Raw genomic sequence first — 23,591 nt, 5'->3', positions numbered from 1 at the left:
GCGATGCGCTGCGCCAGGGCGGGCGCCTGCGCGAACGGCTCGGCGCGCCGCGCTTCCTCGACCTGCCGCCGCTGCTGTCCCGCGCCGCAGCCGAGCTCGGCGAGCATGACGCTCTGGTCGACCGGCTGGGCCGGGCCCTGGCCGAGGAGCTGCCGCTCTTGATCCGCGACGGCGGCTTCATCGCCCCGGGCTACCTGCCGGAGCTGGACGAGGTCCGCACCCTGCGCGACGAATCCCGCCGGCTGATCGCGGCGCTGCAGCAGCGCTATGTCGACGAGACCAGGATCTCGACCCTGCGGATCCGCCACAACAACGTCATCGGCTACCACATCGAGGTCTCGGCCAACCAGGCCGACAAGCTGCTGCAGCCGCCGCATGTCGGCACCTTCATCCATCGCCAGACCATGGCCTCGGCGATGCGCTTCACCACGGTCGAGCTCGGCATGCTGGAACGCTCGATCGGCGAGGCGGCGGACAAGGCGCTGGCGCTCGAGCTCAGGCTGTTCGCCGACCTGGTCGGGGAAGTCACCGGCCGGGCCGAGGCGATCTCGGGCGCCGTCCGCGCCCTGGCCGGCTTCGATGTGGCCGCCTCACAGGCGGAATTGGCGGTCGAGCGACGCTATTGCCGGCCGAAGGTGACCGGCGATACCGGCTTCCGCATCAAGGGCGGCCGCCACCCGGTGGTCGAGATCGCCCTGGCCGAGGCACAGGGGGGCCCCTTCGTCGGCAATGACTGCGATCTGTCGGAAGACCGCCGGCTGTGGCTGCTGACCGGCCCGAACATGGCCGGCAAGTCGACCTTCCTGCGCCAGAACGCGCTGATCGCGGTGCTGGCCCAGATGGGCGGCTTCGTGCCGGCCGAGGAGGCCGAGATCGGTGTGGTCGACCGGCTGTTCAGCCGCGTCGGCGCCGCCGACGACCTGGCCCGCGGCCATTCCACCTTCATGGTCGAGATGGTGGAGACGGCGGCGATCCTGAATCAGGCCGGCCCGCGGGCGCTGGTGATCCTGGACGAGATCGGCCGCGGCACCGCCACCTTCGACGGGCTTTCGATCGCCTGGGCCTGCGTCGAGCACCTGCACGAGACCACGCGCTGCCGGGCCTTGTTCGCCACCCATTACCACGAGCTGACGGCGCTGCAGGCGCGGCTGCCCCGGCTGGCCTGCCACACCATGCGGGTCAAGGAATGGCAGGGCGACATCGTCTTCCTGCACGAGGTCGCTCCGGGCACGGCCGACCGCTCCTACGGCATCCATGTCGCCCGCTTGGCCGGGCTGCCCGCCGCGGTGGTCGGCCGGGCGCAGGAGGTGCTGGAGGCGCTCGAGGCGGGCAAGGAAGGCCGCAGCGTCGCCCGGCTGGTCGACGACCTGCCGCTGTTCTCGGCCGCGGCTGCCCGGCCGGCCGCAGCGCCGGCGGTGCCCAGCGGCCCGTCCGAGCTGGAGATCGCGCTCACGGCGATCGACCCCGACGCGATGACCCCGCGCGAAGCGCTCGAACGGTTGTATGCTCTGAAGGCTTTGCTCATTTAAGACAAATCATGCCCGACGAGACCCTTGCCCGTCCCGGCCTTCGCGGCCGCCTCCGCCGCTTCCTGCCGTATGGCGCGGCCGCCGTGCCGGCCGCCCCCGCGCCGGCTGCGACCCGGCGTGGCGGCGAGACCGTCGAAGCGCCGCTCGACATCATCGACCCGGCGGTGCTGGAGCAGCGGCTGCACGAGGCAATGGACCAGGGTGACGCCCAGGCGCAGCGGGCCGCGATCCTGGCGGTGCTGCGCGAGGCCCTGGCCGCCGGCCGCGCCGTGATCCGCCGCCGCTTCGTCGATGAGGCCGGGTCGGCCGATGCCTGCGTCGCCGAATCCGCCTGGCTGATGGATGTGCTGATCGGGGCGCTGGCCTCGCTGACCGTGTCGCGGCTGTTCCCGGTGTCGAACCCGACCGTGGGCGAACGCTTCGCCGTCGCCTCGGTCGGCGGCTACGGCCGGGGCGAGCTGGCGCCGTTCTCCGACATCGACCTCCTGTTCCTGCTGCCCTACAAGCGCAACCCGCGGGTCGAGCAGGTGGTGGAGTATATGCTCTACCTCTTGTGGGACCTCGGGCTGAAGGTCGGCCATTCGGTGCGGTCGGTCGACGACTGCCTGCGCCTGGCCCGCACCGACACCACCATCTGCACCAGCCTGATGGAGACGCGGCTGCTGTGGGGCGAGCAGTCGCTCTACGACACGCTGCGCCGCCGCTTCGTCGAGGAGGTGACGGCCGGCACCGGCGCCGCCTTCACCGAGGCCAAGCTGGCCGAGCGCGACAGCCGCCACCGCCGCATGGGCGACAGCCGCTACGTGCTGGAGCCCAATGTGAAGGAGGGCAAGGGCGGCCTGCGCGACCTGCAGACCCTGTTCTGGATCGGCAAGTACCTGTACCAGGTCGACGACGTCGACGGCTTGGTCGCTAAGGGCGTGCTGACCGGGGAGGAGGCGCGGCGCTTTCGCCGGTCCGAGAGCTTCCTGCTGGCGCTGCGCTGCCACCTGCACTACCTGACCGGCCGGGCCGAGGACCGGCTGACCTTCGACCTGCAGCCGGAGCTGGCGCGCGTCGCCGGCTACACCGACCATGCCGGCGCCAAGGGCGTCGAGCGGCTGATGAAGCACTACTTCCTGGTCGCCAAGGAGGTCGGCAGCCTGACCCGGATCTTCTGCGCGGCGCTGGAGGCGGAAAGCCAGCGCCGGCCGAAGCGCGGCCTGGCCTTCCTCGGCTTCTCGGCGCCGATGGTCGACGGGTTGCCGCTCGACGGCGACCGCATCAGCCTGGCCGGCGAGAAGCCGCTGCGCGACCATCCGGTCGACATCATCCGGCTGTTCCGGGTGGCCCAGGCGCGCGACCTCGACATCCATCCGGCGGCGCTGAAGCTGATCACCCGCAACATCGACCTGATCGCAGGCCTCCGCGACGACCCGGAGGCGAACCGCATCTTCCTGGAGATCCTGACCGCGGAGCAAGACCCCGAGATCCCGCTGCGGCGGATGAACGAGGCCGGCGTGCTGGGCCGCTTCGTGCCGGATTTCGGCCGGGTCGTGGCGCAGATGCAGTACGACATGTACCACACCTACACGGTCGACGAGCACACGCTGTTCGCGCTCGGCATCCTGCACCGGATCGAGACCGGCAAGGCGGCCGAGACGCTGCCGCTGGCCACCCAGGTGATGCGCAAGACCGGGTCGCGCCGAGCGCTCTATGTCGCCCTGTTGTGCCACGACATCGCCAAGGGCCGCGGCGGCGACCATTCGGTGCTGGGCGCCCGCGTGGTGCGCAAGCTCGGGCCCCGCTTCGGCCTGACGCCGGAGGAGACCGAGACGGCGCAGTGGCTGGTGCGCTGGCACCTGCTGCTCAGCGACACCGCCTTCAAGCGCGACATCGAGGACGACAAGACGGTGCAGGACTTCGTCGCCGCGGTGGAAAGCCCGGAGCGGCTGCGCCTGCTGCTGGTGCTGACCGCCGCCGACATCAGCGCCGTCGGCCCCGGCCGCTGGACCGCCTGGAAGGCGACGCTGATGTCCGAGCTGTACCACCGGGCGGAGGAGCGGCTGTCCGGCGCCGACGAGGCGGTCGGTGTCGAACACCGCGTCAACCAGGCCAAGACCCTGCTGCGCCAGGCGCTGGCGGACTGGCCGCCAGCGGCGGTCGAATCCTATGCCGGCAAGGCCAGCCGCGGCTACTGGCTGGCTTTCGATGGCGCCACCCAGGCCCGCCATGCCCGGCTRGTGCGCGCGGCCGAGGCGGAAGGCGAGCCGCTGGCGGTCGACATCCAGGTCGACCAGCAGCGCACCGTCGCCGAGCTGACCATCCACACCGCCGACCATCCCGGCCTGTTCTCGCGCCTGGCCGGCGCCATCGCCGTCTCCGGCGGCACCATCGTCGAGGCCAAGATCTTCACCTTCGCCGACGGCATGGCGCTCGACACCTTCCTGGTCCAGGACGCGGTCGAGGGCGGCGCCTTCGACGCGCCGGAGAAGCTGGCCCGGGTGCGGGTGTCGATCGAGCGCAGCCTGTCCGGCGAGATGAAGATGTCGGCCGAGCTGGAGCGGCGGCACCGCAGCTATCCGCGGCTGCATTCGGTGTCGATCGCGCCGCGCGTGCTGGTCGACAACGAGGCCAGCCGCACCCATACGGTGATCGAGCTGAACGGCCGCGACCGGCCGGGCCTGCTGCACGCGGTCGGCCGGGCCCTGACCGGCCTGGGGCTGCAGATCTCCTCGGCCAAGATCTCGACCTTCGGCGCCCGCGCGGTCGACGTGTTCTACGTCAAGGACGTGTTCGGGCTGAAGGTGACACACGAGGCCAAGCTGGCACAGATCCGCAGGACTCTGGGCGAGGTCCTGGCCGACCCGGTGGCCAAGCCCGTCTCCGCCGCCCCGAAGCGCCGCCGCCGCACCGGCCGGTCGGCGGCATGAGCGTTGCCCCTATGCCGGCCCAGAATTCCGACTCTCCCCCTCCCCCCGCGGGAGGGGGTAGGGGGAGGGAGTGTCGATCGAAGTGTGCCGGCGCGAGGTCATACGAACCCACCGTCATAATGTGCCGAGCGATCGACATTGATCTCTCGGCGCCAAACCCCTCCCCCTACCCCCTCCCGCAAGGGGAGGGGGAGGATGAAATCGGGGGCAAGGGCATTCCATGACCTCCGAACGCATCGCCGTGATCGGGCTCGGCTATGTCGGACTGCCCGTGGCGCTGGCCTTCGCCCGGCGCTTTCCGGGCACCATCGGCTTCGACATCGACCCGGCCCGCATCGCCGCCCTGCGCGAGGGCCATGACGTCACCGGCGAGGTCGAGGCCGCGGATCTCGCCGACAGCGGCCTCGCCGTCACCGCCGATCCGGCCGACCTCTCCGGCGTAAACTTCTTCATCGCCACCGTGCCGACCCCGATCGACTCCGAGCGCCGGCCGGATTTCGGGCCGCTGCTGCGCGCCTGCGGGACCATCGGCGGGGCGCTCACCCCCGGCGCGGTGGTGGTGTTCGAATCCACCGTCTATCCCGGTGCCACCGAGGAAGTCTGCGGCCCGGCGCTGGCCCGCGCCTCCGGCCTCCGTGCCGGCATCGACTTCGCCCTGGCCTATTCGCCGGAGCGGATCAACCCCGGCGACCGCGAGCACCGGCTGGAGCGCATCGTCAAGGTCGTGTCGGGCCAGGACGACGCGACGCTGGAGCGGGTGGCCGCGGCCTATGGCGCCATCATCCCGGCGGGGCTGCACCGGGCGCCGTCGATCCGCGTCGCCGAGGCGGCGAAGGTGATCGAGAACACCCAGCGCGACCTCAACATCGCGCTGATGAACGAGCTGGCGATGATCTTCGACCGGCTGGGCCTGCGCACGGCCGAGGTGCTGGCCGCCGCCGGCACCAAATGGAACTTCCTAAAGTTCCAGCCCGGCCTGGTCGGCGGCCACTGCATCGGCGTCGACCCCTATTACCTGACCGCCAAGGCCGAGGCGGTCGGCTACCGGCCGGAGATGATCCTGGCCGGCCGCCGCATCAACGACCAGATGGGTGCCTTCCTGGGGGCCAGGCTGGTCAAGGTGCTGGCGCGCCAGGGCCGCACCATCCTCGGCGCCCGGGTCGGCATCCTCGGCCTGACCTTCAAGGAGAACGTGTCCGACCTGCGCAACAGCCGGGTGCCGGACATCGTGGCCGAGCTCAAGACCTACGGTATCGCGCCGCTGGTGCATGACCCGCTGGCCGATCCCGAACGGGCGCGGCAGGAATACGGCATCGACCTCGCAGGCCTCGACGCCTTCCGCGACCTCGACGCGCTGGTGCTGGCGGTGCCGCACCGGGCCTATCTCGACCGGCCGCGCGACGAGCTCTGGGCCTTCCTGCGCGAGGGCGGCCTGGTGATGGATGTGAAATCGGCGCTGGACCCGGCAAGCGTGCCGTCCCGCCTGGCCTATTGGAGCCTGTAATGCCTGCCCCCACCGCCGAGCCGATCCTGGTCACCGGGGCCGCCGGCTTCATCGGCTTCGCCCTGGCCCGGCGGCTGCTCGACGCCGGACATCGGGTGGTCGGGGTCGACAATCTCAACCCCTATTACGACGTCCACCTCAAGGAGGCGCGGCTGGAGCGGCTGGCCGAGCGCCCGGGCTTCGCCTTCCGCCGGCTCGACATCGCCGACCGGCCGGGCATGGCCGAACTGTTCGCCGAGGTGAAGCCGGGCCGGGTGGCGCATCTCGCCGCCCAGGCCGGGGTGCGGCATTCGCTGACCCACCCGGAGGTCTATATCGACGCCAATGTCGTCGGCTTCCTCAATGTGCTGGAGGGCTGCCGTCACCACGGCGTGCGCCACCTGGTCTACGCCTCCTCCAGCTCGGTCTACGGCGCCAACACGGCGATGCCGTTCTCGGTACGCCAGAATGTCGACCATCCGCTCAGCCTCTACGCCGCGACCAAGAAGGCGAACGAGCTGATGGCGCATTCCTACAGCCACCTCTACCGCCTGCCGGTGACGGGGCTGCGCTTCTTCACCGCCTATGGTCCCTGGGGCCGGCCGGACATGGCGATGTTCCTGTTCACCCGCGCCATCCTGGAAGGCCGGCCGATCGAGGTGTTCAACCACGGCCACATGCTGCGCGACTTCACCTATGTCGACGACCTGGTCGAAGGCGTGGCCCGGGTGCTGGATCGGGTGCCGCAGCCCGACCCGGCCTGGTCCGGCGACCACCCGAACCCGGCCTCGAGCGCCGCGCCCTATCGCCTGTACAACATCGGCAACACCCGGCCGGTGGCGCTGCTGGACATGATCTCGGTGCTGGAGCGGGCGCTGGGCCGCGAGGCGCAGAAGGTCTTCCGCGACCTGCAGCCCGGCGACGTACCGGAGACCTATGCCGATGTCGAGGAGCTGGAGGCGGCGGTCGACTATCGCCCCTCGACCCCGATCGAGGTCGGCATCCCCCGCTTCGTCGAATGGTACCGCGGCTACTACGGCGTCTGATCACAGATCCTTCGGCACCAGCGCCTGGACGTCGGCGCCGTTGACCAGGACCTTGCCCGACGGGTCGATGACGATGTCGTAGTCGCGCGCCGACCGGCCGTCCGGCAGCGTGGTCTGCCGGCCCAGCACTTGCACCATGGTCAGGCCTGCCGCGGCTTGACCGGCCTTGGGATCGGCCTGCAGCGCCTTGACCAACCCATCGATCCCGGTCAGGCGCAGCCGGAGGTTGCCCGTCTGCCCGCGCACGGCGTCGCGCGCCGATGCGATCATGCCGCCGAGATCGAGCGAGGCCTCCGGCGCCGCCAGATGGACGGATTCGATGTGCATGCGCATCGGGGATTCCGAAAGCAGCCGAGACACCGCGGCGGGATCGCGTTCGCCGGGCAGCATCGAATCCCCGACGATCTGCCACAGCGGCATGTCCTCGATCGTGAGCTGAGCCGTGCTCTCCGACGGGATCCAGGCGGTGTAGGGGGTCGGCGGCTCGAACGCCATGCCCCTGGTGTCCAGCCGTATGGTCAGGCGGACCCCGCTGCGGTCGAGGTCGCTCATGGCGACGCCGAAGGCGAAGGTGTCGAGCTTGAGCGTTCTCACCGGTGTCCTGGTGGTCAGGCCTTCGACCCTGAGCTCCTGGCGGGAGGTCGGGGCGGAACTGTCGAGCAGCGTGTCCTGCAGGGCCCGCACCGCAGGGTCGTCGCCGGCCGTGCGGGCGGCGTCGCCGGTCAATCCGGCGAGGCGCCTGGCCAGTGCGATCGCGGCGCCGGCCGATGCCGCGGTGTCGGCGTCCTCGGCCCCGACATCGTAGACGATGCGGTCGGCCGCAATCGTGCCGGTGCCGCTCGGGGACGGGGCCGAGAAGCCTTCGAGCGTGTAGCGGCCGGTGACTTCCGAGCGTCCGTTCGCCGCCGCCTTGCCGCCGCCGGAGATGATCAGGCGATCGATCCGCGCCGGTTCGCCGGCCCCGCCGCTCCCCACCGTGACGCGGTCGAGAATGACATCGGTTGATACGCTCGCCGGGTCGCGGGGGTCGATCGAGCCGGTGGTGCTCCGGCTTTCGGCGGTGATCGGCCAGGTCGAGCCGTCCGCGTTTTCCAGGCGGCAGCTCAAGGCGGCGTCACCGCTCAGGGCAAAAGGCCCGGCCGCCGTCGCCGTGGCGCGTATCTGGTCGGGATCGCAAGCGAGAACGATGGTGCCGAACAGCTGTTCGAAGCCTCTGGCCAGTGCGAACCGGACACCGGGAGACTGGATCCGATATCCATCGCCGTCGGGCTCCACCTGCCAGCGGCCGACGACCAGGGCGGATGGCAGCTTCTCGACGATATAGTCGGCCTCCGCCGGGGTGAGGTTCTCGCCGGACGGCATCCAGGCCTCCAGCACCGCCTTCAACCTCGCCGCCTCCTCGGCCGTCGCCTGGGCCCAGGCCGGGCCAGCCGAAAGCATCCCCAGGCCGAAGGCCAGGCACAGAAACCGCCGCATCGCTTTGTTCTCCCCCGTTTCCATCACTATGACTTCGGTCCGGGGGCGGGTGAAGCCGGATTCAGCCGCGCACGGCCGTCCGCCACGCGCCGGGCGGGCCGCCGAAGGCGGTGCGGAAATGCCGGGTCAGGTGGCTCGGATGGGTGAAGCCGCAGGCGGCGGCGATCTCGGCCAGCGGCCGGTCGCCCTCGGCCAGCAGCCGGCGGGCCCGGTCCAGCCGCCGGGCCAGAACATAGGCGTGCGGCGGCAGCCCGACCGAGGCCCGGAACATCCGGGCGAAATGGAACTCCGACTGCCCGGCCGCGGCGGCCAGCCGGCCCAGCGTCAGCGGCTCGTCCAGCGCCGCCTCGACCAATTCCAGCACCCGGCGGCGGATATGCGGGGCCAGGCCGCCGTCGAGGGCGGGGGAGGGGCGGCGGCGCAGCCTGCGGCCGGCGAGATGGGCCAGCAGCTCGTGCCCGCTCTGGGTCGCCGCCAGCCGGGCGCTGGCGTCGCCCCAGTCCAGCCGGATCAGCCCGGCCATCAGCCGCGCTGCATCCGGGTCGTCGAAGAAGGTGTCGTCCGGCAGCGTGGTCTCGCGGATGTCGGCATCATGCGCGGCAGCGCCGGCCGCGGCCAGGGCGCCGCGGTCGAAATAGAAATGCAGGAAGCGCATCGGCCGGGTCAGGACCCAGTGCGATTCATGCTCGGCCGGCAGGAGGCAGAACCGGCCGGGGCCGCCGTAGCGGCCGGGAAAGCCGATGCGCTGGGTGCCCTCGCCGCCCTCCAGGTACAGGCTCAGCGTGTGGTGGCCGGGCGCGTGGTAGCCGGTGGTGTCGTGGGCGTTCCACCATTCCGCCAGGGTGAAGCCGTCGCCGATCTCGACCGTGCGCTTCAGCACCGCGCGCGACGACGCCAGCGCCCCGGCCACGCCGTAGCGCGCCGCCAGCCGCTGCAGCGGGGTCTCGTCGATCCTGGGTCCGGGCCGGTTCATGGTCCCCGGACTCTAGGCCTACGCTCCGTTGCGGGCCAGAGGCCGCGCGGAAACTGCGCAAGGACGTGCAATCCCGGTGACGCCGGCAGGCGCAGGATCACGGCCGAGATTCCGGAACCCGTGTGCCGTCATGACCGCCGCCCTGTACCTGCTCGTCGTCCTGATCTGGGGCACCACCTGGATCGCCATCCACTACCAGATCGGCCCGGTGCCGGTGGAGCTGTCGATCCTGTACCGCTTCGCCCTGGCCGCGGCGGTGATGGCCGCGCTGCTGCTGATCACCCGCCGGCGCGAGACCCTGCGCGTCCGCGACCATCTGGTCTGCCTGGGCCAGGGGCTGGCGCTGTTCAGCGGCAATTTCCTGCTGGTCTATCACGCCTCGGCCTATGTCCCGAGCGGCCTGGTGGCCGTGGCCTTCTCCACCGGCAGCGTCTGGACCGCGCTGTTCAGCCGGATCGCGCTGGGCCAGCCGCTGAAGCCGCGCGTCCTGGCCGGCGGCGCGGTCGGGCTGGCCGGCCTGTGGCTGCTGTTCGGCATCGATCCGGCGCAACTCGACCTCCAGATGCTGTACGGCCTCGGCCTGGCGCTGGCCGGCACCATGGGCTTCGGCATCGGCAACGTCTTCGCCGTGATGCACCGGCGGCGCGGCCTGACGCCCTGGACCACCACCGCCTGGGGCATGGTCTACGGCACGCTGATCCTGCTGGCCGTGGTGCTGGTGGAGGGCACGCCCTGGCGCTTCGACCCGTCGCCCGCCTATGTCGGGGCGCTGCTGTACCTCGCCATCCCCGGCTCCGTGGTCGCCTTCCTGGCCTATCTGACGCTGGTCGGCCGCATCGGCGCCGACAAGGCGGCCTATTCCACCGTGCTGTTCCCGCTGGTGGCGCTGAACGCCTCGGCCCTGCTGGAAGGCTATGTCTGGACCGCGACGGCGGTGGCCGGGGTGGCGCTGGTGCTGCTCGGCAACGTCCTGGTCTTCGCCCGGCTGCCGGGCCGCCGCAACGGGACGGCACCGGCGAGCGCCTGACGGTCAGACACCGCTCGCCGGCCCCTCGTCCTCGTATTGGGGGAGGCTCTCGTCGATCGCATGCCAGGGGATGCGGGTGCCGACCCAGGCGTGCTGGCGCGGCCGCAGCGCCGTCGGGTCGTCCAGCGTCGCCAAAGTGACGCCCATGGTCTTGCCCTCGGGCTCGAAGCCCTCGAAGGCCAGCGGCGAGCCACAATCGGCGCAGAACCAGCGCTGCCCGATCGGCGAGGAGCGATAGCCGCGCGGCTCTCCCTTGGTCCAGCGGAAGGCCTCATAGGGGCCGGTCGCCCAGGCCACGGCCGGGGTGCCGGTGCCCTTCTGGCACATCCGGCAATGGCAGTAGTCGACCGAGGCAACCGGCCCGTCGATGCGATAGCGCACGGCGCCGCACAGGCAGCCGCCCTCGAGCGGGAAGGGGCCCTTGCTCACGGCCGGCCGATCACCATCGGCCGCCGCGACGGGCGGCTGCGGCGCCGGCCGATCGGCAGCGGCGGCAGGGTCTCGGCGCGGCACTCCTTCGGCAGCACCGGGGCTCGGCGCGGGGCCGGGGCGAAGACGGTGAGATAGGCGTCGAGCAGATGGTGGAACATGGGTGCCTCCTGGGCGTGCCCCGACTCTGCCGCTTCGCCCGCCCCGGCACAAACGCCGTTCCCTTGCAGCATCTGTAAGGAAAAGTTACAGATGAGCATGCGCCCGCTGCCGCCGCTCAACGCCGTCCGCGCCTTCGAGGCCGCCGCCCGCCGCGGCAGCTTCACCGCCGCCGCGGCCGAGCTCGGCGTCAGCCACGCCGCGATCAGCCGCCATGTCCGCGGGCTGGAGGCGCGGCTGGGCGTGCCGCTGCTGTTGCGCGAGGGCCGCGGCCTGGCGCCGACCGAGGCCGGACGGGCCTTCGCCGCCGTGGTCGCCGACGCCTTCGACCGGCTGTCCCAGGGCATGGTGGCGATCTCGGCCGAGGCCGGGCGCGGCCGGCTGCGCCTGTCGGTCGAGCCCGCCTTCGCCGGGCGCTGGCTGGTGCCGCGGCTGGGCGACTTCCGGCAGAGCCATCCCGGCATCGACATCGAGCTCGACCCGACCCAGCGCCTGGTCGACCTGCGGGCCGAGCAGACCGACCTCGCCATCCGCTACGGCGTCGGTGGCTGGTCCGGCCTGGCGGCAGAGCGGCTGGCGCAGGTGATGGACTATCCGGTCTGCGCCCCGGCCTTGGCGGCCTCACTGAAGCAGCCAGCGGACCTGCGCGGCCAGACCCTGCTGCATGACGAAAGCGCCCGGACCTGGGCGCTGTGGCTGGCGGCGGCCGGGGTCGAGGGCATCGACGCCACCCGTGGCCCGCGCTTCCATGACGTGGCGCTGGCGCTGGACGCGGCGATGGCCGGGCAGGGGGTGGCGATGGGCGACGACGTGCTCTGCGCCCGCGACATCACCGCCGGCCGGCTGGTGCGGCTGTTCGACGTGACGGTGCCGCGCAGCTGGTACTGGCTGGCGATGCCGGAAGACCGCCGCCTCTCCCCCGCCGCCGGCGCCTTCCGCGCCTGGCTGCTCGATTGCCTGCCGCCGGTGGAGGAGGGGTGAGCGGTGGCCCGTTGCGGACATTTTCGGCCGATGCGAACATCGTCCGATGGACCAGGATTGGCTCGCCACGCTTGAGCAGAATCTGATCGGACGCCGTTGCTCAGTGGAGCGGAGGGAGGCGGACTGGGCCGTCAATCTGGAAGGCGGAGGCAATATCTCTTTCCCGGTCCCATGGCGGATAGTCGCTGAGGGAAGGATCGCATTGGCCGACCAGGATGATGGTCAACAGTTTGGCCTGCCGTCTCCGGTCGATGGGCAAGCCGAAGCGAATCGGCTGCTGGCCGGAAAGGCGATCACCAAGATCGCGATCGATCAGGAAACCGCCGATCTCACGCTTCATTTCGAAGCTGGCGTTCGGATGGAGGCGTTCAACAACTCCTCTGGCTACGAGGGCTGGAAGATAAACCTGCCGCCGGAAAATGGTGGTCTGTGGGTGATCGCTCTCGGCGGCGGAGACGTGGCTGTTTTCGACAGTGTCTTCTAACTACCGCTGCCCACTTAGGGAATAGATTGGGTTCACCTTCGAACTCAACATCTTTCGGCAATCACTATTGTTCCCAGTAATGACAGGAGGCGAAATCGCAATGTTGGGTTCGCCGACGCGACCCAACCTACGGCTGGCGATTCATCCATGGAGAATTTGATCGGTTAGGTGGCGGTGTCGTCGATCCGAGCCAAGAGGCCCTCTTTGGGAACCTTGGCACCGACCGGCGCAACAATAGCGACCACTCGGCCGTCACAAGGGCTCGGGATTTCGGTGTCTGCCTTGTCGGTGGAGACCACGAGGAGGGTTTGTTCTCGCGTTACATATGCGCCTTCCTGTACCAGCCACTGCTGCACTGTCGCTTCGGTGACGTCTTCACCGAGTTGCGGCATAACGACGTCGATCATGTTTCCTCCACGGCATTGAAAGGTATGACCACAATTCGCCTTCAGCCGTCCAAGATAGGCATCCGACCATACCTGCAGGTCCCAGGCGTGTGAGCTAATGTACCTGGTCGGCTCGATGGAAAGGAGCATATTCCTCCAATACAGTCGCGTTTCGACCGGGCGCCATGACGACGATGCCGATTAACTCCCTATCCGCCCGGCCGCGTCACGAAATTCACCAGCCGGCCGGGCACCGCGACCTCCCGCACCACCTCGCGGCCCTGCAGCAGCGCCGCCACCTTCGGATTGGCCCTTGCCGCGGCGATCAGGGACGGGGCGTCCAGACCGGCCGAGCCGCGGAAATGGTGCCGCACCCGGCCGTCCAGCTGCACCGCGTAGTCCCGGCTCTCCTCCGCGGTCAGGGCCGGGTCGAAGCCGGGCCAGGGGGCATAGGCCAGGCTGTCCGGATGGCCCAGCCTGCTCCACAGCTCCTCGGCGATGTGCGGGGCGAAGGGGGCCAGCAGCAGCACGAAATCCTGCACCACTGCGCGCGGGCGCGGGTCGGCGGCGGCCAGTGCCTTGGCCAGCCGCATCAGCCGGGCGATCGCGGTGTTGCAGCGCAGCGCCTCGATGTCGGCGGTGACCGCCGCGACCGTGGCGTGGCGCAGCCGCAGCAGTCCGGCCGGCGGCTCCGCCTCCCGCACCGCCGGGCTCAGCCCGTCGTCCTCATCGCAGACGATGCGCCAGGACCGGTCCAGGAAGCGGCGGATGCCGGCCACGCCGTCGGTTTGCCAGGGCTTGGTCGCCTCCAGCGGGCCCAGGGCCATCTCGTACAGCCGCAGCGCGTCGGCGCCGTGCTCGGCCACCACCGCATCCGGATTGACCACGTTCAAGCGCGTCTTCGACATCTTCTCGACCTGCCGCACCAGCGGCACCGACCCGGCGTAGAATCCGCCGTCCCGCTCCTCTACCGCCGCCGCCTCGTAGTAGCGGCCGGCGGCGTCGCGATAGGACGGGGCCAGGATCATCCCCTGGTTGACCAGCCGCCGGAACGGCTCCGGCGTCGAGACCACGCCGATGTCGTACAGCACCTTGTGCCAGAACCGGGCATACAGCAGGTGCAGCACGCCGTGCTCCGCCCCGCCGACATACAGGTCGACCGGCAGCCAATAGCGCTCGGCCTCGCGGCTGACGATCTCCCGGTCGTTGTGCGGGTCCAGGAAGCGCAGATAGTACCAGCAGCTGCCGGCCCATTGCGGCATGGTGTCGGTCTCGCGCCGGGCCGGGATCGCCGTGCCGGGCACGATGGTCTCGACCCAGTCCGTGGCGCGGGCCAGCGGCGGCTCGCCGCCCGGCGCCGGGGCATAGTCGTCCAGCTCCGGCGGCAGCAGCGGCAGGCTGTCCTCCGGCAGCGGCACCACCGATCCGTCGGCCAGGTGCAGCATCGGGATCGGCTCGCCCCAATAGCGCTGGCGCGAGAACAGCCAGTCGCGCAGGCGGTAGGTCACTCGGCGGGTGCCGTCATCCGCCACCGTCTCGGCCCGGCCGATCCAGTGGCGCTGCAACGCCTTGATGCCCTCCGGCCAGTCCAGCCCGTCCAGATCGGCCAGCAGCCGGTCGGCATAGGCGGTGATGCGCAGCATCCATTGCCGCATCGGCCGTTGCACAACCGGGTCGCCGGTCTCGATGTAGCGGCCGTCCTTCACCTCCTCATTGGCCAAGACCGTGTTCTGGGCCGGGCACCAGTTCACCGCGGCCTCGGCCTGATAGGCCAGGCCGCGCTCGACCAGCTGCAGGAAGATCCACTGGGTCCAGCGGACGAAGCCTGGATCGGTGGTCGCCAGCTCGCGCTCCCAGTCATAGGAGAAGCCCAGGCGCCGCACTTGGCGGCGGAAGGTCTCGATGTTGCGCTTCGTGGTGACCGCCGGGTGGATGCCGGTGCGCATGGCGTAGCGCTCGGCCGGCAGGCCGTAGGCGTCCCAGCCCATCGGGTGCAGCACGCTGAACCCGGCCATGCGCTTGTAGCGGCAGATGATGTCGGTGGCGGTGTAGCCCGCCGGATGGCCGACATGCAGCCCGGCGCCGGAGGGGTAGGGGAACATGTCCAGCGCGTAGAATTTCGGCTTCTCCGGGTCGATCTCCGCCCGGAAGCTGCGGTGTTCGTCCCAATAGGCCTGCCATTTCGGCTCGATCGCCCGCGGATCGTAAGCCATCCGTGCCTCCATGCCCGTGCAGAGGGGGAGCTATGGCCGCCGGCAGACCTCCCGCCGACGGCCGCCGGGAAGTCGGAGATGGAAAGGCGCGCGGATGGTCATGGGATGGCACGCAGCAAAGGGGGACGGAAACCGGACGCACGGGTCCGGCCGGCTCAGAAGGCCGTAAGTCGTTCCGAGGCTGCACGCGTGGTCATCATGAGGGCCAGCATGACGGATTTCGACCACAGCGCCAATCCCTGTTGACCCGGCCCCTGGGACTGCTCCGATAAGGGGGACGGTCAATCAATGACGAGGTGAGACCGTGATGTCTTCCGCCCGCTTCCTGAACGCCTCCGAAGCCGCCCGTCGGCTCGGGGTCTCGGCCAAAGCCCTCAGGCTCTACGAGCAGCGCGGCCTGCTGGCCCCGGTACGCAGCGCCGCCGGATGGCGCGCCTACGGGCCCGGCGAGATGGAGCGCGCCGGCGAGATCGCCGCCCTGCGCGCGCTCGGCTTCAGCCTGGCCCAGGTGGCGCGCGTGCTGCAGGGCGACCCGCAGGGGCTGGAGCCGGCGTTGGCGGCGCATCAGGCGGCGCTCGAAGGCCGGCTGCGCCAGCTCGCCGGCACGATCGAGCGGGTGCATGGCCTGCGCGACGGCCTCGCCCGCGGCCGGGCGCCGACCGCCGGCGAGCTGGCGAGCCTCATATCGCCCTCACCAGGCATCGCCTTCGATCTGCCCTGGCCCTGGGGCGGCGAGCGCTTCGAGCTCGGGCCGGTCCGGCCGCTGACCTACATCATCGGCCCGCTCGGCAGCGGCAAGACCCGGCTGGCACTGCGCCTGGCCGAGGTGCTGCCCGGCGCCGCCTTCCTCGGCCTCGACCGGGTGGACGATGGCGGTGCCGCGGCCAAGGCCCGGCTGGACGCGGATCCGGATCTCCGCGCCCGAATCGACCGGGCCCTGGCCTGGCTCGCCGAGGACGGCGCCACGATCTCGGAAGCGCTGGTCGCCCTGCTCGCCGGGCTGGAGGCTGAGGGGCCGGTGGTCGTTGACATGGTCGAGCAGGGGCTGGACCAGGCGACGCAGGAGGCGCTGATCGCCCATCTCCGCCGCCGTGGCCCTGAAGCGCGGCCGCTGTTCCTGATGACCCGGTCCTGCGCCATTCTCGACCTGGCGGCGGTCGGGCCGGACGAGGCGATCCTGCTGTGCCCGGCCAATCACAGCTCGCCGGTCTACGCCGCGCCCTATCCCGGCGCGCCCGGCTACGAGGCCGTCGCCACCTGCCTGGCCACGCCGGAGGTGCGTGAGCGGCTCAGCCGTGGTCCGGCGACGTCCTGATCGGCGAGGACACCGAGGCGACGGTGGCGGCCGGGGTCGCGCCCTGCGCCACCGGCGCCTGCCGCACCGTCTCGCGGTGCAGGATGTACAGGCCGCTGGCGATGACGATGCCGCAGCCGATCAGCATGGTCGGGTCCGGCACGTCGCGCCACAGCAGGTAGCCGGAGACGACGCCCCAGATCATCTGGCTGTACTGGAACGGCGCCACCACCGCGGCCGGCGCCTGGCGGTAGGCGTTGGTGACGAACAGGTAGGCGGTGCCGCCCAGCACGCCGCCGATGGCGATCGCCAGCAGGTCGCGCAGCTCCGGCATCACCCCGCCGAAGACCAGCATCATCAGCCCGGTGACGATGGCGGTGGTCGAATTGGCATAGAAGCCGAAGGAGATCCGGTTCTCGCTGGCGATGAAGCGGCGCAGCAGCAGGAAGCCGACCGCATTGACCACGGCGGAGAACAGCGCGCCCAGCACGGCGGGGTTGGCCATGCCGGCGCCCGGCCGCAGCATCACCATGACGCCGATGAAGCCGACCCCGACCGCGGTCCAGCGCCGCCAGCCCACGGATTCGCCCAGGATCGGCACCGACAGCGCGGTGATCAGCAGCGGCGCGCAGAACAGCACGGCGTAGACGTCGGCGATCGGCATCTCGGCATAGGCGTGGAAGCAGGTGAACGACCCCGCCAGCCCCATCGCCGACCGGGTGGCGTGCAGCCACAGCCGTTTGGTCTTCAACTGGCCGACACCGCCGGTCAGCTGGGCATAGGCCAGCATCGGCAAGAGGCCGAAGGCCGAGTTGAAGAAGATCACCTGATACAGCGGGAAGCCCGCCGACACCCATTTCACCGCGGTGTCCATGCAGGTGTAGAGGGCGAAGCCCAAACAGGCGAAACCGATGCCCGCGGCGACGGAGGCGCGGGGCTGGGCGAGCGTGAGGGTCATGGTGGCGGCGGCCGGCAAGGGACGGCCTCGGGGCCGCGATCCCTACCTTACGTCGGCCGAATCGGCGGCGCCATTGCGCGCCTTGCATCGCCTGCCTTCGATTCGTGCAGGACTGGATGCCTGAATTTCGCCGTTGTTGCCCGCCCTGCGCTGGTCCGGAGGGGCGGGAGCTCCCTCTACTGCCTCGCGAGACCGAGGGTCGCGCGGGGCACCAGCATGTAGGCGCGGCCCTCGGCGTTCATGGCGCTGGCCATATCGCCGGCGGCGTGGCCCTCGCCCCAGTACAGGTCGCCGCGGATCGGGCCGCGGATGGCGCCGCCGATGTCCTGGGCCAGCACCAGCCGGCGCAGCGTCCGGTTCGGCACCGTCGGGTCGTCCTCGATGTCGAGCCAGATCGGCGTGCCCAGCGAGATGTAGTCCTTGTCGACCGCCAGGCTGCGCCCCGCCGTCAGCGGCACGTCATGGGCGCCGATCACGTCCGCGGCCTCTTTCTCGCGGAAATAGACGTAGCTGGGGTTCTGGTTCATCAGCCACTGCACCCGGTCCGGATTGGCGATCATCCAGTTCCGGATATAGCCCATCGACATCTCGTCCAGCGTGGCGATGCCGGCATCGACCAGCACCCGGCCGACCGCCTTGTAGCGCTGGCCGTTCTGGCCGTCGAACTTCAGGCCGATGACGCTGCCGTCGTCCAGCCGGACCTTGCCGGAGCCCTGGATCTCCAGGAAGAAGGCGTCGATCGGGTCGTCGACCCAGACGATCTCGTAGCCGCGCCCGTCCAGCGCGCCGCGGGCGATCTCGGCCCGGCTTCTCTGGCGGTCCCGGCCGTTGCCCGGGGTGCGGTACAGCGGCGTCTGGTAGGCGCCGTGGCGCACCCGGCTGCCGTTCAGCTCCGGCGCGAAATAGCCGGTGAAGCGGCCGAACTGGCCGTTGTCGAAGCCGGCCAGGGCGACCGGGGTGAACCAGGTCTCGAAGAATTGCCGGGCCTGGGCCTCGTCGCGGCCCGTCAGGCGGTGGGCGGCGTCGCAGATCGGCCCCCAATCCTCGACCGGCCCCTCGATGCCGTTGTAGTTCAGCCGCGTGCCCGGCGACTTGCCGGCATAGACGCTGCAGGTGTTCCACACGGCCGGCAGGGCGGCGGCGACGCCGTCCTCGCGCCAGCCCGGCAGATGCTGGAAATCGGTGGCCACGCCGCCGGTGCCGCCGCCCTTGGGCGGCCGCGTGGGGCCGGCGCAGCCGGCCAGGACCAGCCCGAGCAGTGTCAGCAGGGCCGTGACGCGGATCGTAGAGCGCATTTACGCAGCGCCCCCGTCCGGATCCTTGTCATCCTCGCCGTCGATGCGGTGCCCCTCGTGCCGGCGGTCGTCGCGCTCGGCCGTGTCGGCGTCGCGCCGCTTCTCCGCCCCGGTGCGGCCGAAGCGGGCGCGGTTCTCCTGCGCCTGCGCCTCCTTGTCGGCGCGGGCCCTGGCCTTGCGTGCCTGCCGCAGATTGATGACCTCGCCCATTTCCGCGTCCCTCCGTGCCGTCGAGACTAGCTGAAACGGCGATGCGGGATAAGATCGCAGCAACGCGATTTCCAGGGTGTTTTGTCCCAATCCGGATTTGTATTGTGAATCCGTCCGACGATTCCGATCATGCGCCGGAGTCGCAACCCCGGACGACGCCTGCAGCGCCTTGAAAAAACTCGCCTTCGGTCTCCTGGTCCTCCTCGTCCTGCTGGTCGCCGCGGTGCTTGTGGTGCCGGGCCAGCTCGACTGGACGCCCTATCGCGCCCGCATCGCCCAGGAGATCGGCGGCCTGACCGGCCGCGCCGTCACCATCGACGGGCCGGTCTCGTTCGAGATGCTGCCGATGCCGCGCCTCACCGCCGGCGACGTCCGCGTCGCCAGCGTCCCGGGCGCCACCGTGCCGGACCTGCTGACCGCGAACGGCGTCGACCTGCGGGTCGCGTTCCTGCCGCTGCTGCTCGGCCGCATCGAGGTCGTCGGCGTCAGCTTCGACCAGCCCAGCGTGGCGCTGGAGACGCTGCCGGACGGCCGCCGCTCGTGGGACGGGCTGGGCGGCGATATCGGCCACCGGCTCGACTCCGTCCGCGCCGCGATCCGCCAGGGCTCGATCCTGTGGCTCGACCGCCGCAACGGCCGCCAGCTCGAGGTCGAGGCGGCGGATGTCCGGCTCAGCGCGCCCGGTCCGGGCGGGCCGGTCTCGATCAGCGGCGCCGGCGTCCTCGCCGGCGTGCCGATGACGCTCGACCTGGCGCTGCAGCCGCGCTCGCCGCTCGGCGCCCTGCCGGTGACGGCGACGGTCGGGCTCGACGCCACCGAGGCGCGGCTGGGCGGCCTGCTGCGGCCCGATGGCGGCCTGCAGGGCGACGTCTCGGTGGTCGGCAAGGATCTCGACGCCAGCCTGGCGCGGATCGGCGTCAAGCTGCCGGGCKCGGCGTCCCGGCCCGGCGTCTTCGCCCTGCGCGCCACGGTGCAGGCCCGGGCGGACGAGGCCGGGGCCGAGCGGATCGAGCTGACCGACCTCACCGCCGATCTCGGCGACATGCGCGCCGCCGGCGGCATTGCCGTCACCCTGGCCGCAGTGCCGCGGGTCGAGGTCACCCTCGGTTTCAACCGCCTGGCCCTGGCCGACTGGGTCGGCGACGATGCCGGTCCCGCGACGTTGGCCGGCCGGCTGGCCGCGATGCTGTCGCGCAAGGTCGTGCTGCCGGTTGCCGGCACGCTCGACCTTTCGGTCGCGGCGCTGGCGGTGCGCGACGGGCTGGTGCGCGACCTGCGGCTGCAGGCGACGCTCGATCCCGGCCGGATCGGCCTGACCCGTCTCGCCTTCGGCCTGCCCGGCGGCGCCTCCGGCGCAGCCTCCGGCGCCATCCGTCTCGACGGTGACCGGCCGGTGGCGGACCAGCTCTCGGTCCAGCTCGCGGCCGACGACCTGCGCGGCGCGCTCGACTGGGCCGACATCGATCCCGGCGCGGTCCCGGCCACGGCGCTGCGTCGGGGCAAGATCGCCGCCACCCTGAACGGCGATGTCGCCAATCTGCGGGTGTCCAACCTCGACGCCGATCTCGACGGCAACCGCTTGACCGGCGCCCTGACCTATGTCGCCGGCGCCCGGCCCGGCCTCGGCGCCCGGCTGACCATCAGCCGGCTCGACATCGACGCCTACCGCCCGGCCGGTGCGCCGCCGCTCTCCGACCTGCTGCAATCCGACCCCGAGCTGCGGGATCGGGTTCTGGCCGCGCTGACCGGGGCCGACGTCAATCTCGACGCCACGGTCGATGCCGTGGCGGTCGACGGCGCCGCCTTCACCGGGTTGCGGCTCGAGGCGACGCTGGCCCAGGGCGCGCTGACCGTCCACAGCGGCCGCGTCGAAGGGCCCGGCGGCATGGGGCTCAGCCTGAATGGCGCCATCGGCCGGCTCGCCGGTCTTGGCGACATCGACCTGCAGGCGACGCTCGACGCCCAGGACCCCYCGGCGCTGCTGCGCGCGCTGCGCCTGCACGGGGCGGTGCCAACGCCGCCCGGCGGCCCGCTCAAGGCCTCGCTGCGGCTGCGCGGCGACCCGGCGTCGCTGTCGGTCGACGGCACGGTCGACGCGCTCGGCGGCACCGTGGCGCTGGGCGGCAGCCTGTCCGACGCGGCRATGGCGCCGCATGCCACGCTCGGCCTGCGCCTGACCCATCCGGACCTGCCGGGGCTGCTGCAGCGGGTCGGCGACGGCGGCCTGGTGGCGCCCGACCTCGGCGGCATCGACCTCTATACCGACGCCGACTGGGCCCGCGGCCGGCTGCGCCTCGACAACCTGCAGGGCACGGTCGGCCCGGTGTCGCTGGGCGGCACAGTCGAGCTCGATACCGGCGGCGCCCGGCCACGCCTGGCAGTATCGCTGCGCAGCACGGCGCTGCCGCTCGACCGGCTGCTGGCCGGGCTGGCGCCGTCCGGCGACGCCGCCGGCCAGTGGCCGGCGCGGCCCTTCGACCTCGGCGGCCTGGCCAGGATCGACGGCAATCTCGACATCGACGCGGCGGCGGTCTCGCTCGCCGGATGGACCCTGGACCAGCCGGAGCTGCACGTCCGGCTCGACCAGGCGGGGCTCAATCTCGACCGGCTCTCGGCCGGAATCGCCGGCGGCCGGCTCGGCCTGAACGGCCGGATCGAGTGGCCCCGGGACGATGCCGTTGGGCCGCGCTGGTCCGGCCATGCCGACCTGGTCGACGCCGACCTCGCCGCCATGCTGCGGCAGTCGGCCGGGCCGCAGGGCCTCGCCGGCCGTCTCGACCTCGGCCTCGACGCGACCTCGGCCGGCAACAGCGTCGCCGGCCTGGTCTACGGGCTGGACGGCAAGGGGTTGGTGGCGGTGCGTGACGCTTCGCTGGCCGGCATCGATCTCGCCGCGGCCGGGCGGCTGCTGGCCGATCCGGGGCTGCCCGGCGCCTTCCTCGAAGGGCTGCGCGCCGCCTTCGCCGGCGGCAGCACCGCGGTGCCGGCGATCAACGCCACCTTCACCGTCGCCGACGGTATTGCGGCCTCGACCGATCTGCGCCTCGCCACCGACATGGCGGTGGGGACCGGCGGCTTCACCCTCGACCTGCCGCGCTGGCGGCTCGACCTCGGCCTCGATATCGGCTTCCGCGCCCATCCCGACGTGCCGGCGGTGGGGCTGCGCTTCGACGGCACCCCCTCGGCTCCGGTGCGGCGGCTGGAAACCAAGGCGCTGGAAGACTGGGCCGCCGCCCGCGCCGCCATCCGCCCGACCGAGCCGACCCCGGAGGCTCCGGCTGGACCGGCTCCAGATGCGCCGGCGGAGCCGCCCCCGGGACCCTGAGCGGGGGAGGGGCGTCAGGGTTCGGTTGCGAGCTACCCGGCGAAGTGGCTGCCCGGCAGGCCGCGGCCGGCGTCCTTGATCTCGAACAGCCCGCCGGCCAGCGGGTGCTGCTGCAGCGCCGCGTCCGACATCCCGGCGCGGGCGGTGGTGACGTAGAGCGTGGTCAGGCCGGGGCCGCCGAAGGCGCAGCTGGTGACATGCGGCGCCGGGATCGCGACGGCGCGGTCCAGCGTGCCGTCCGGTCGGAAGCGGCTGACCCGCGACCCGCCCCAATGCGCCACCCACAGATGCCCGTCGCGGTCGACCGTCATGCCGTCCGGCACGCCGTCATCGTCGGCGAAGATCACGAAGGGCCGGCGGTTGGCAATGGCGCCACCGGCCAGGTCGAGGTCGTAGGCGTACACCACCCGCCGCTCCGAATCCGCCTCGTACAGGATGCTGCCGTCGGGCGAGAAGGCCGGGCCGTTGGTGACGATGTAGCCATCATCCATGCGGTGCCAGCGATGGTCGGGATCCAGCCGGTAGAAGGCGCCGGTCGGCTCGGCGCAGCCGAACTCGACGGTGCCGGCCCACAGTCGGCCCATCGGGTCGACCTTGCCGTCGTTGAAGCGGTTGCCCGGCCGGTCGGGCTCCGGGTTGCCGATCGGCGTGACCCTGCCCTCGGGCAGGTCGATCAGGTGGAAGCCGCTGCGCAGCCCGGCCACCAGCCCGCCGCGCCGGCGCGGTGCGATGAAGCCGATCGGCTCCGGCATCGGCCATTCCGCCTGCGCCCCGGTCGCCGGGTCGTAGCGCAGGATCCGCGGCTGCAGGATGTCGACCCAGTACAGCGCCTGCTCCTCGGCCAGCCACAGCGCCCCTTCGCCCAGTGTCGCCCCGGCCGCCCAGATGCGGACCGCGTCCTGACCCATCGCCTTGCCTTCCCGCATTCCATGGCGGCCCGAATCGCCGGGTCACCTTCGACCGCGATTGTGGTCAGAAATGCCCCGGGGTCCAGTCCGGCGTCTCGGCTCCGGCCGCCCGGCGCAGCGCCTCCAGCAGCGCCGGCGAGGGCCGGCTGGTGACCCGCAGCTTCTGCTGCCGCTGGAAGGCGGCGATAGCGTTGCGGGTCTGGCGGTTCAGCCGGCCATCCGCCGGGCCGGCGTTGTAGTTCATCATCGTCAGCAGCTGCTGGATCTCCCTGACCTGCGTGTCGCCGGCCGGCTGGCTGGCTGGTGCGGCCGGCGTCGCTGGAGCGGCCGGGGCAGCGGGGACCGCGGCGACCTGCTGCGGCGGTGCCTGCCGGGCCGCGGTCGGCGGTGGCGAGCCGGGCGCACGGCCTTCCGGCGCCGTGTTCCGCTCGCTGGTGGTCGCCACGGGCGCGGCGGGGGCCGGTTCGGGCCGGGGCGCGGTGCGCGGCCGAGAGGCGGGGGCC

General features: G+C 71.6%; 20 protein-coding genes. 9 read left to right on the top strand and 11 right to left on the bottom strand.

Annotated features, from left to right (window positions below):
* From mutS to AB4Z01_RS31500, 4 genes are all read left to right on the top strand, one after another.
* Positions 1-1,529, top strand: a 1,529-nt coding sequence (gene mutS / locus AB4Z01_RS31515) for a DNA mismatch repair protein MutS (RefSeq protein ID WP_441700245.1), incomplete at its 5' end; no start/stop codon positions are given.
* 8 nt (positions 1,530-1,537) lie between these two features.
* Entirely contained in the window at positions 1,538-4,441 is a 2,904-nt protein-coding gene (locus AB4Z01_RS31510; RefSeq protein WP_441700244.1) for a [protein-PII] uridylyltransferase, read from the top strand.
* A gap of 220 nt (positions 4,442-4,661) precedes the next feature.
* A complete protein-coding gene (locus AB4Z01_RS31505; RefSeq protein ID WP_441700243.1) occupies positions 4,662-5,945 on the top strand; it encodes a nucleotide sugar dehydrogenase in 1,284 nt (427 codons plus the stop codon).
* Positions 5,945-6,970, top strand: a complete 1,026-nt coding sequence (locus tag AB4Z01_RS31500; protein ID WP_441700242.1) for an NAD-dependent epimerase — start codon at positions 5,945-5,947, stop codon at positions 6,968-6,970. The genes AB4Z01_RS31505 and AB4Z01_RS31500 overlap by 1 nt, the downstream gene beginning before the upstream one ends.
* On the opposite strand, the gene AB4Z01_RS31495 is transcribed toward AB4Z01_RS31500, so the two are convergent.
* A complete protein-coding gene (locus tag AB4Z01_RS31495; protein ID WP_441700241.1) occupies positions 6,971-8,446 on the bottom strand; it encodes a hypothetical protein in 1,476 nt (491 codons plus the stop codon). It abuts the gene before it with no gap.
* A 61-nt stretch (positions 8,447-8,507) separates the two neighbouring features.
* Entirely contained in the window at positions 8,508-9,419 is a 912-nt protein-coding gene (locus tag AB4Z01_RS31490; protein WP_441700240.1) for a helix-turn-helix domain-containing protein, read from the bottom strand.
* Positions 9,420-9,549: 130 nt separating this feature from the next.
* Between AB4Z01_RS31490 and AB4Z01_RS31485 the strand changes: the two genes are divergently transcribed.
* Positions 9,550-10,446, top strand: a complete 897-nt coding sequence (locus tag AB4Z01_RS31485) for a DMT family transporter (RefSeq protein WP_441700239.1) — start codon at positions 9,550-9,552, stop codon at positions 10,444-10,446.
* A 3-nt stretch (positions 10,447-10,449) separates the two neighbouring features.
* Here AB4Z01_RS31485 and AB4Z01_RS31480 read toward each other — a convergent pair whose 3' ends face one another.
* Together AB4Z01_RS31480 and AB4Z01_RS31475 are read right to left on the bottom strand one after the other, a co-directional pair.
* On the bottom strand, positions 10,450-10,875 hold the full coding sequence (locus AB4Z01_RS31480) for a GFA family protein (RefSeq protein ID WP_441700238.1): 426 nt from the start codon (positions 10,873-10,875) through the stop codon (positions 10,450-10,452).
* Positions 10,872-11,036 carry a hypothetical protein gene (locus AB4Z01_RS31475; protein WP_441700237.1) on the bottom strand — a complete coding sequence of 55 codons (165 nt, stop codon included), beginning with the start codon at positions 11,034-11,036 and terminating at the stop codon, positions 10,872-10,874. Before AB4Z01_RS31475 ends, AB4Z01_RS31480 begins: the two co-directional genes overlap by 4 nt.
* A gap of 91 nt (positions 11,037-11,127) precedes the next feature.
* Between AB4Z01_RS31475 and gcvA the strand changes: the two genes are divergently transcribed.
* Both gcvA and AB4Z01_RS31465 read left to right on the top strand, forming a co-directional pair.
* Positions 11,128-12,015 (top strand): transcriptional regulator GcvA, encoded by an 888-nt coding sequence (gene gcvA / locus AB4Z01_RS31470; RefSeq protein WP_441700236.1) that lies wholly within the window; start codon positions 11,128-11,130, stop codon positions 12,013-12,015.
* Between the two features lie 46 nt (positions 12,016-12,061).
* Positions 12,062-12,499, top strand: coding sequence for a hypothetical protein (locus AB4Z01_RS31465; RefSeq protein WP_441700235.1), 438 nt, complete (start codon positions 12,062-12,064; stop codon positions 12,497-12,499).
* A 164-nt stretch (positions 12,500-12,663) separates the two neighbouring features.
* Here AB4Z01_RS31465 and AB4Z01_RS31460 read toward each other — a convergent pair whose 3' ends face one another.
* Positions 12,664-12,906, bottom strand: a complete 243-nt coding sequence (locus tag AB4Z01_RS31460) for a biotin/lipoyl-containing protein (RefSeq protein WP_441700234.1) — start codon at positions 12,904-12,906, stop codon at positions 12,664-12,666.
* Between the two features lie 188 nt (positions 12,907-13,094).
* Entirely contained in the window at positions 13,095-15,098 is a 2,004-nt protein-coding gene (locus AB4Z01_RS31455; protein ID WP_441700233.1) for a class I tRNA ligase family protein, read from the bottom strand.
* Positions 15,099-15,405: 307 nt separating this feature from the next.
* On the opposite strand from AB4Z01_RS31455, the gene AB4Z01_RS31450 reads away from it, so the two are divergent.
* The gene (locus AB4Z01_RS31450; RefSeq protein ID WP_441700246.1) at positions 15,406-16,413 is read left to right on the top strand and encodes a MerR family transcriptional regulator; all 1,008 of its coding nucleotides are present in this window, start codon (positions 15,406-15,408) and stop codon (positions 16,411-16,413) included.
* Here AB4Z01_RS31450 and AB4Z01_RS31445 read toward each other — a convergent pair.
* From AB4Z01_RS31445 to AB4Z01_RS31435, 3 genes are all read right to left on the bottom strand, one after another.
* Positions 16,388-17,350 (bottom strand): DMT family transporter, encoded by a 963-nt coding sequence (locus AB4Z01_RS31445; protein ID WP_441700232.1) that lies wholly within the window; start codon positions 17,348-17,350, stop codon positions 16,388-16,390. The genes AB4Z01_RS31450 and AB4Z01_RS31445 overlap by 26 nt on opposite strands.
* 176 nt (positions 17,351-17,526) lie before the next feature.
* A complete protein-coding gene (gene mltA / locus AB4Z01_RS31440) occupies positions 17,527-18,645 on the bottom strand; it encodes a murein transglycosylase A (protein ID WP_441700231.1) in 1,119 nt (372 codons plus the stop codon).
* Positions 18,646-18,855 (bottom strand): DUF4169 family protein, encoded by a 210-nt coding sequence (locus AB4Z01_RS31435; protein WP_441700230.1) that lies wholly within the window; start codon positions 18,853-18,855, stop codon positions 18,646-18,648.
* Positions 18,856-19,024: 169 nt separating this feature from the next.
* Here AB4Z01_RS31435 and AB4Z01_RS31430 point away from each other — a divergent pair, with 169 nt between their 5' ends.
* Entirely contained in the window at positions 19,025-22,180 is a 3,156-nt protein-coding gene (locus AB4Z01_RS31430) for an AsmA family protein (RefSeq protein ID WP_441700229.1), read from the top strand.
* Between the two features lie 32 nt (positions 22,181-22,212).
* Here the strand turns inward: AB4Z01_RS31430 and AB4Z01_RS31425 are convergent, their stop codons facing one another.
* Together AB4Z01_RS31425 and AB4Z01_RS31420 are read right to left on the bottom strand one after the other, a co-directional pair.
* Positions 22,213-23,088, bottom strand: a complete 876-nt coding sequence (locus tag AB4Z01_RS31425; protein ID WP_441700228.1) for an SMP-30/gluconolactonase/LRE family protein — start codon at positions 23,086-23,088, stop codon at positions 22,213-22,215.
* 64 nt (positions 23,089-23,152) lie between these two features.
* Positions 23,153-23,591, bottom strand: a 439-nt coding sequence (locus AB4Z01_RS31420) for a peptidoglycan-binding domain-containing protein (protein ID WP_441700227.1), incomplete at its 5' end; no start/stop codon positions are given.

Origin of the sequence: Inquilinus sp. YAF38 (genome assembly GCF_052113205.1) — a bacterium.
GTDB lineage: Bacteria > Pseudomonadota > Alphaproteobacteria > DSM-16000 > Inquilinaceae > Inquilinus.
The sequence above is the reverse complement of the archived record's forward strand: the minus strand, read 5'-3'. Positions and strand labels throughout refer to the sequence as shown.

Coding starts and splice junctions, on each gene's coding strand:
- AB4Z01_RS31505 (WP_441700243.1), top strand. CDS start 4,662: ATGACCTCCGAACGCATCGCCGTGATCGGGCTCGGCTATGTCGGACTG.
- AB4Z01_RS31500 (WP_441700242.1), top strand. CDS start 5,945: ATGCCTGCCCCCACCGCCGAGCCGATCCTGGTCACCGGGGCCGCCGGC.
- AB4Z01_RS31495 (WP_441700241.1), bottom strand. CDS start 8,446: ATGCGGCGGTTTCTGTGCCTGGCCTTCGGCCTGGGGATGCTTTCGGCT.
- AB4Z01_RS31490 (WP_441700240.1), bottom strand. CDS start 9,419: ATGAACCGGCCCGGACCCAGGATCGACGAGACCCCGCTGCAGCGGCTG.
- AB4Z01_RS31485 (WP_441700239.1), top strand. CDS start 9,550: ATGACCGCCGCCCTGTACCTGCTCGTCGTCCTGATCTGGGGCACCACC.
- AB4Z01_RS31475 (WP_441700237.1), bottom strand. CDS start 11,036: ATGTTCCACCATCTGCTCGACGCCTATCTCACCGTCTTCGCCCCGGCC.
- gcvA (WP_441700236.1), top strand. CDS start 11,128: ATGAGCATGCGCCCGCTGCCGCCGCTCAACGCCGTCCGCGCCTTCGAG.
- AB4Z01_RS31465 (WP_441700235.1), top strand. CDS start 12,062: ATGGACCAGGATTGGCTCGCCACGCTTGAGCAGAATCTGATCGGACGC.
- AB4Z01_RS31460 (WP_441700234.1), bottom strand. CDS start 12,906: ATGATCGACGTCGTTATGCCGCAACTCGGTGAAGACGTCACCGAAGCG.
- AB4Z01_RS31455 (WP_441700233.1), bottom strand. CDS start 15,098: ATGGCTTACGATCCGCGGGCGATCGAGCCGAAATGGCAGGCCTATTGG.
- AB4Z01_RS31450 (WP_441700246.1), top strand. CDS start 15,406: ATGTCTTCCGCCCGCTTCCTGAACGCCTCCGAAGCCGCCCGTCGGCTC.
- AB4Z01_RS31445 (WP_441700232.1), bottom strand. CDS start 17,350: ATGACCCTCACGCTCGCCCAGCCCCGCGCCTCCGTCGCCGCGGGCATC.
- mltA (WP_441700231.1), bottom strand. CDS start 18,645: ATGCGCTCTACGATCCGCGTCACGGCCCTGCTGACACTGCTCGGGCTG.
- AB4Z01_RS31435 (WP_441700230.1), bottom strand. CDS start 18,855: ATGGGCGAGGTCATCAATCTGCGGCAGGCACGCAAGGCCAGGGCCCGC.
- AB4Z01_RS31425 (WP_441700228.1), bottom strand. CDS start 23,088: ATGGGTCAGGACGCGGTCCGCATCTGGGCGGCCGGGGCGACACTGGGC.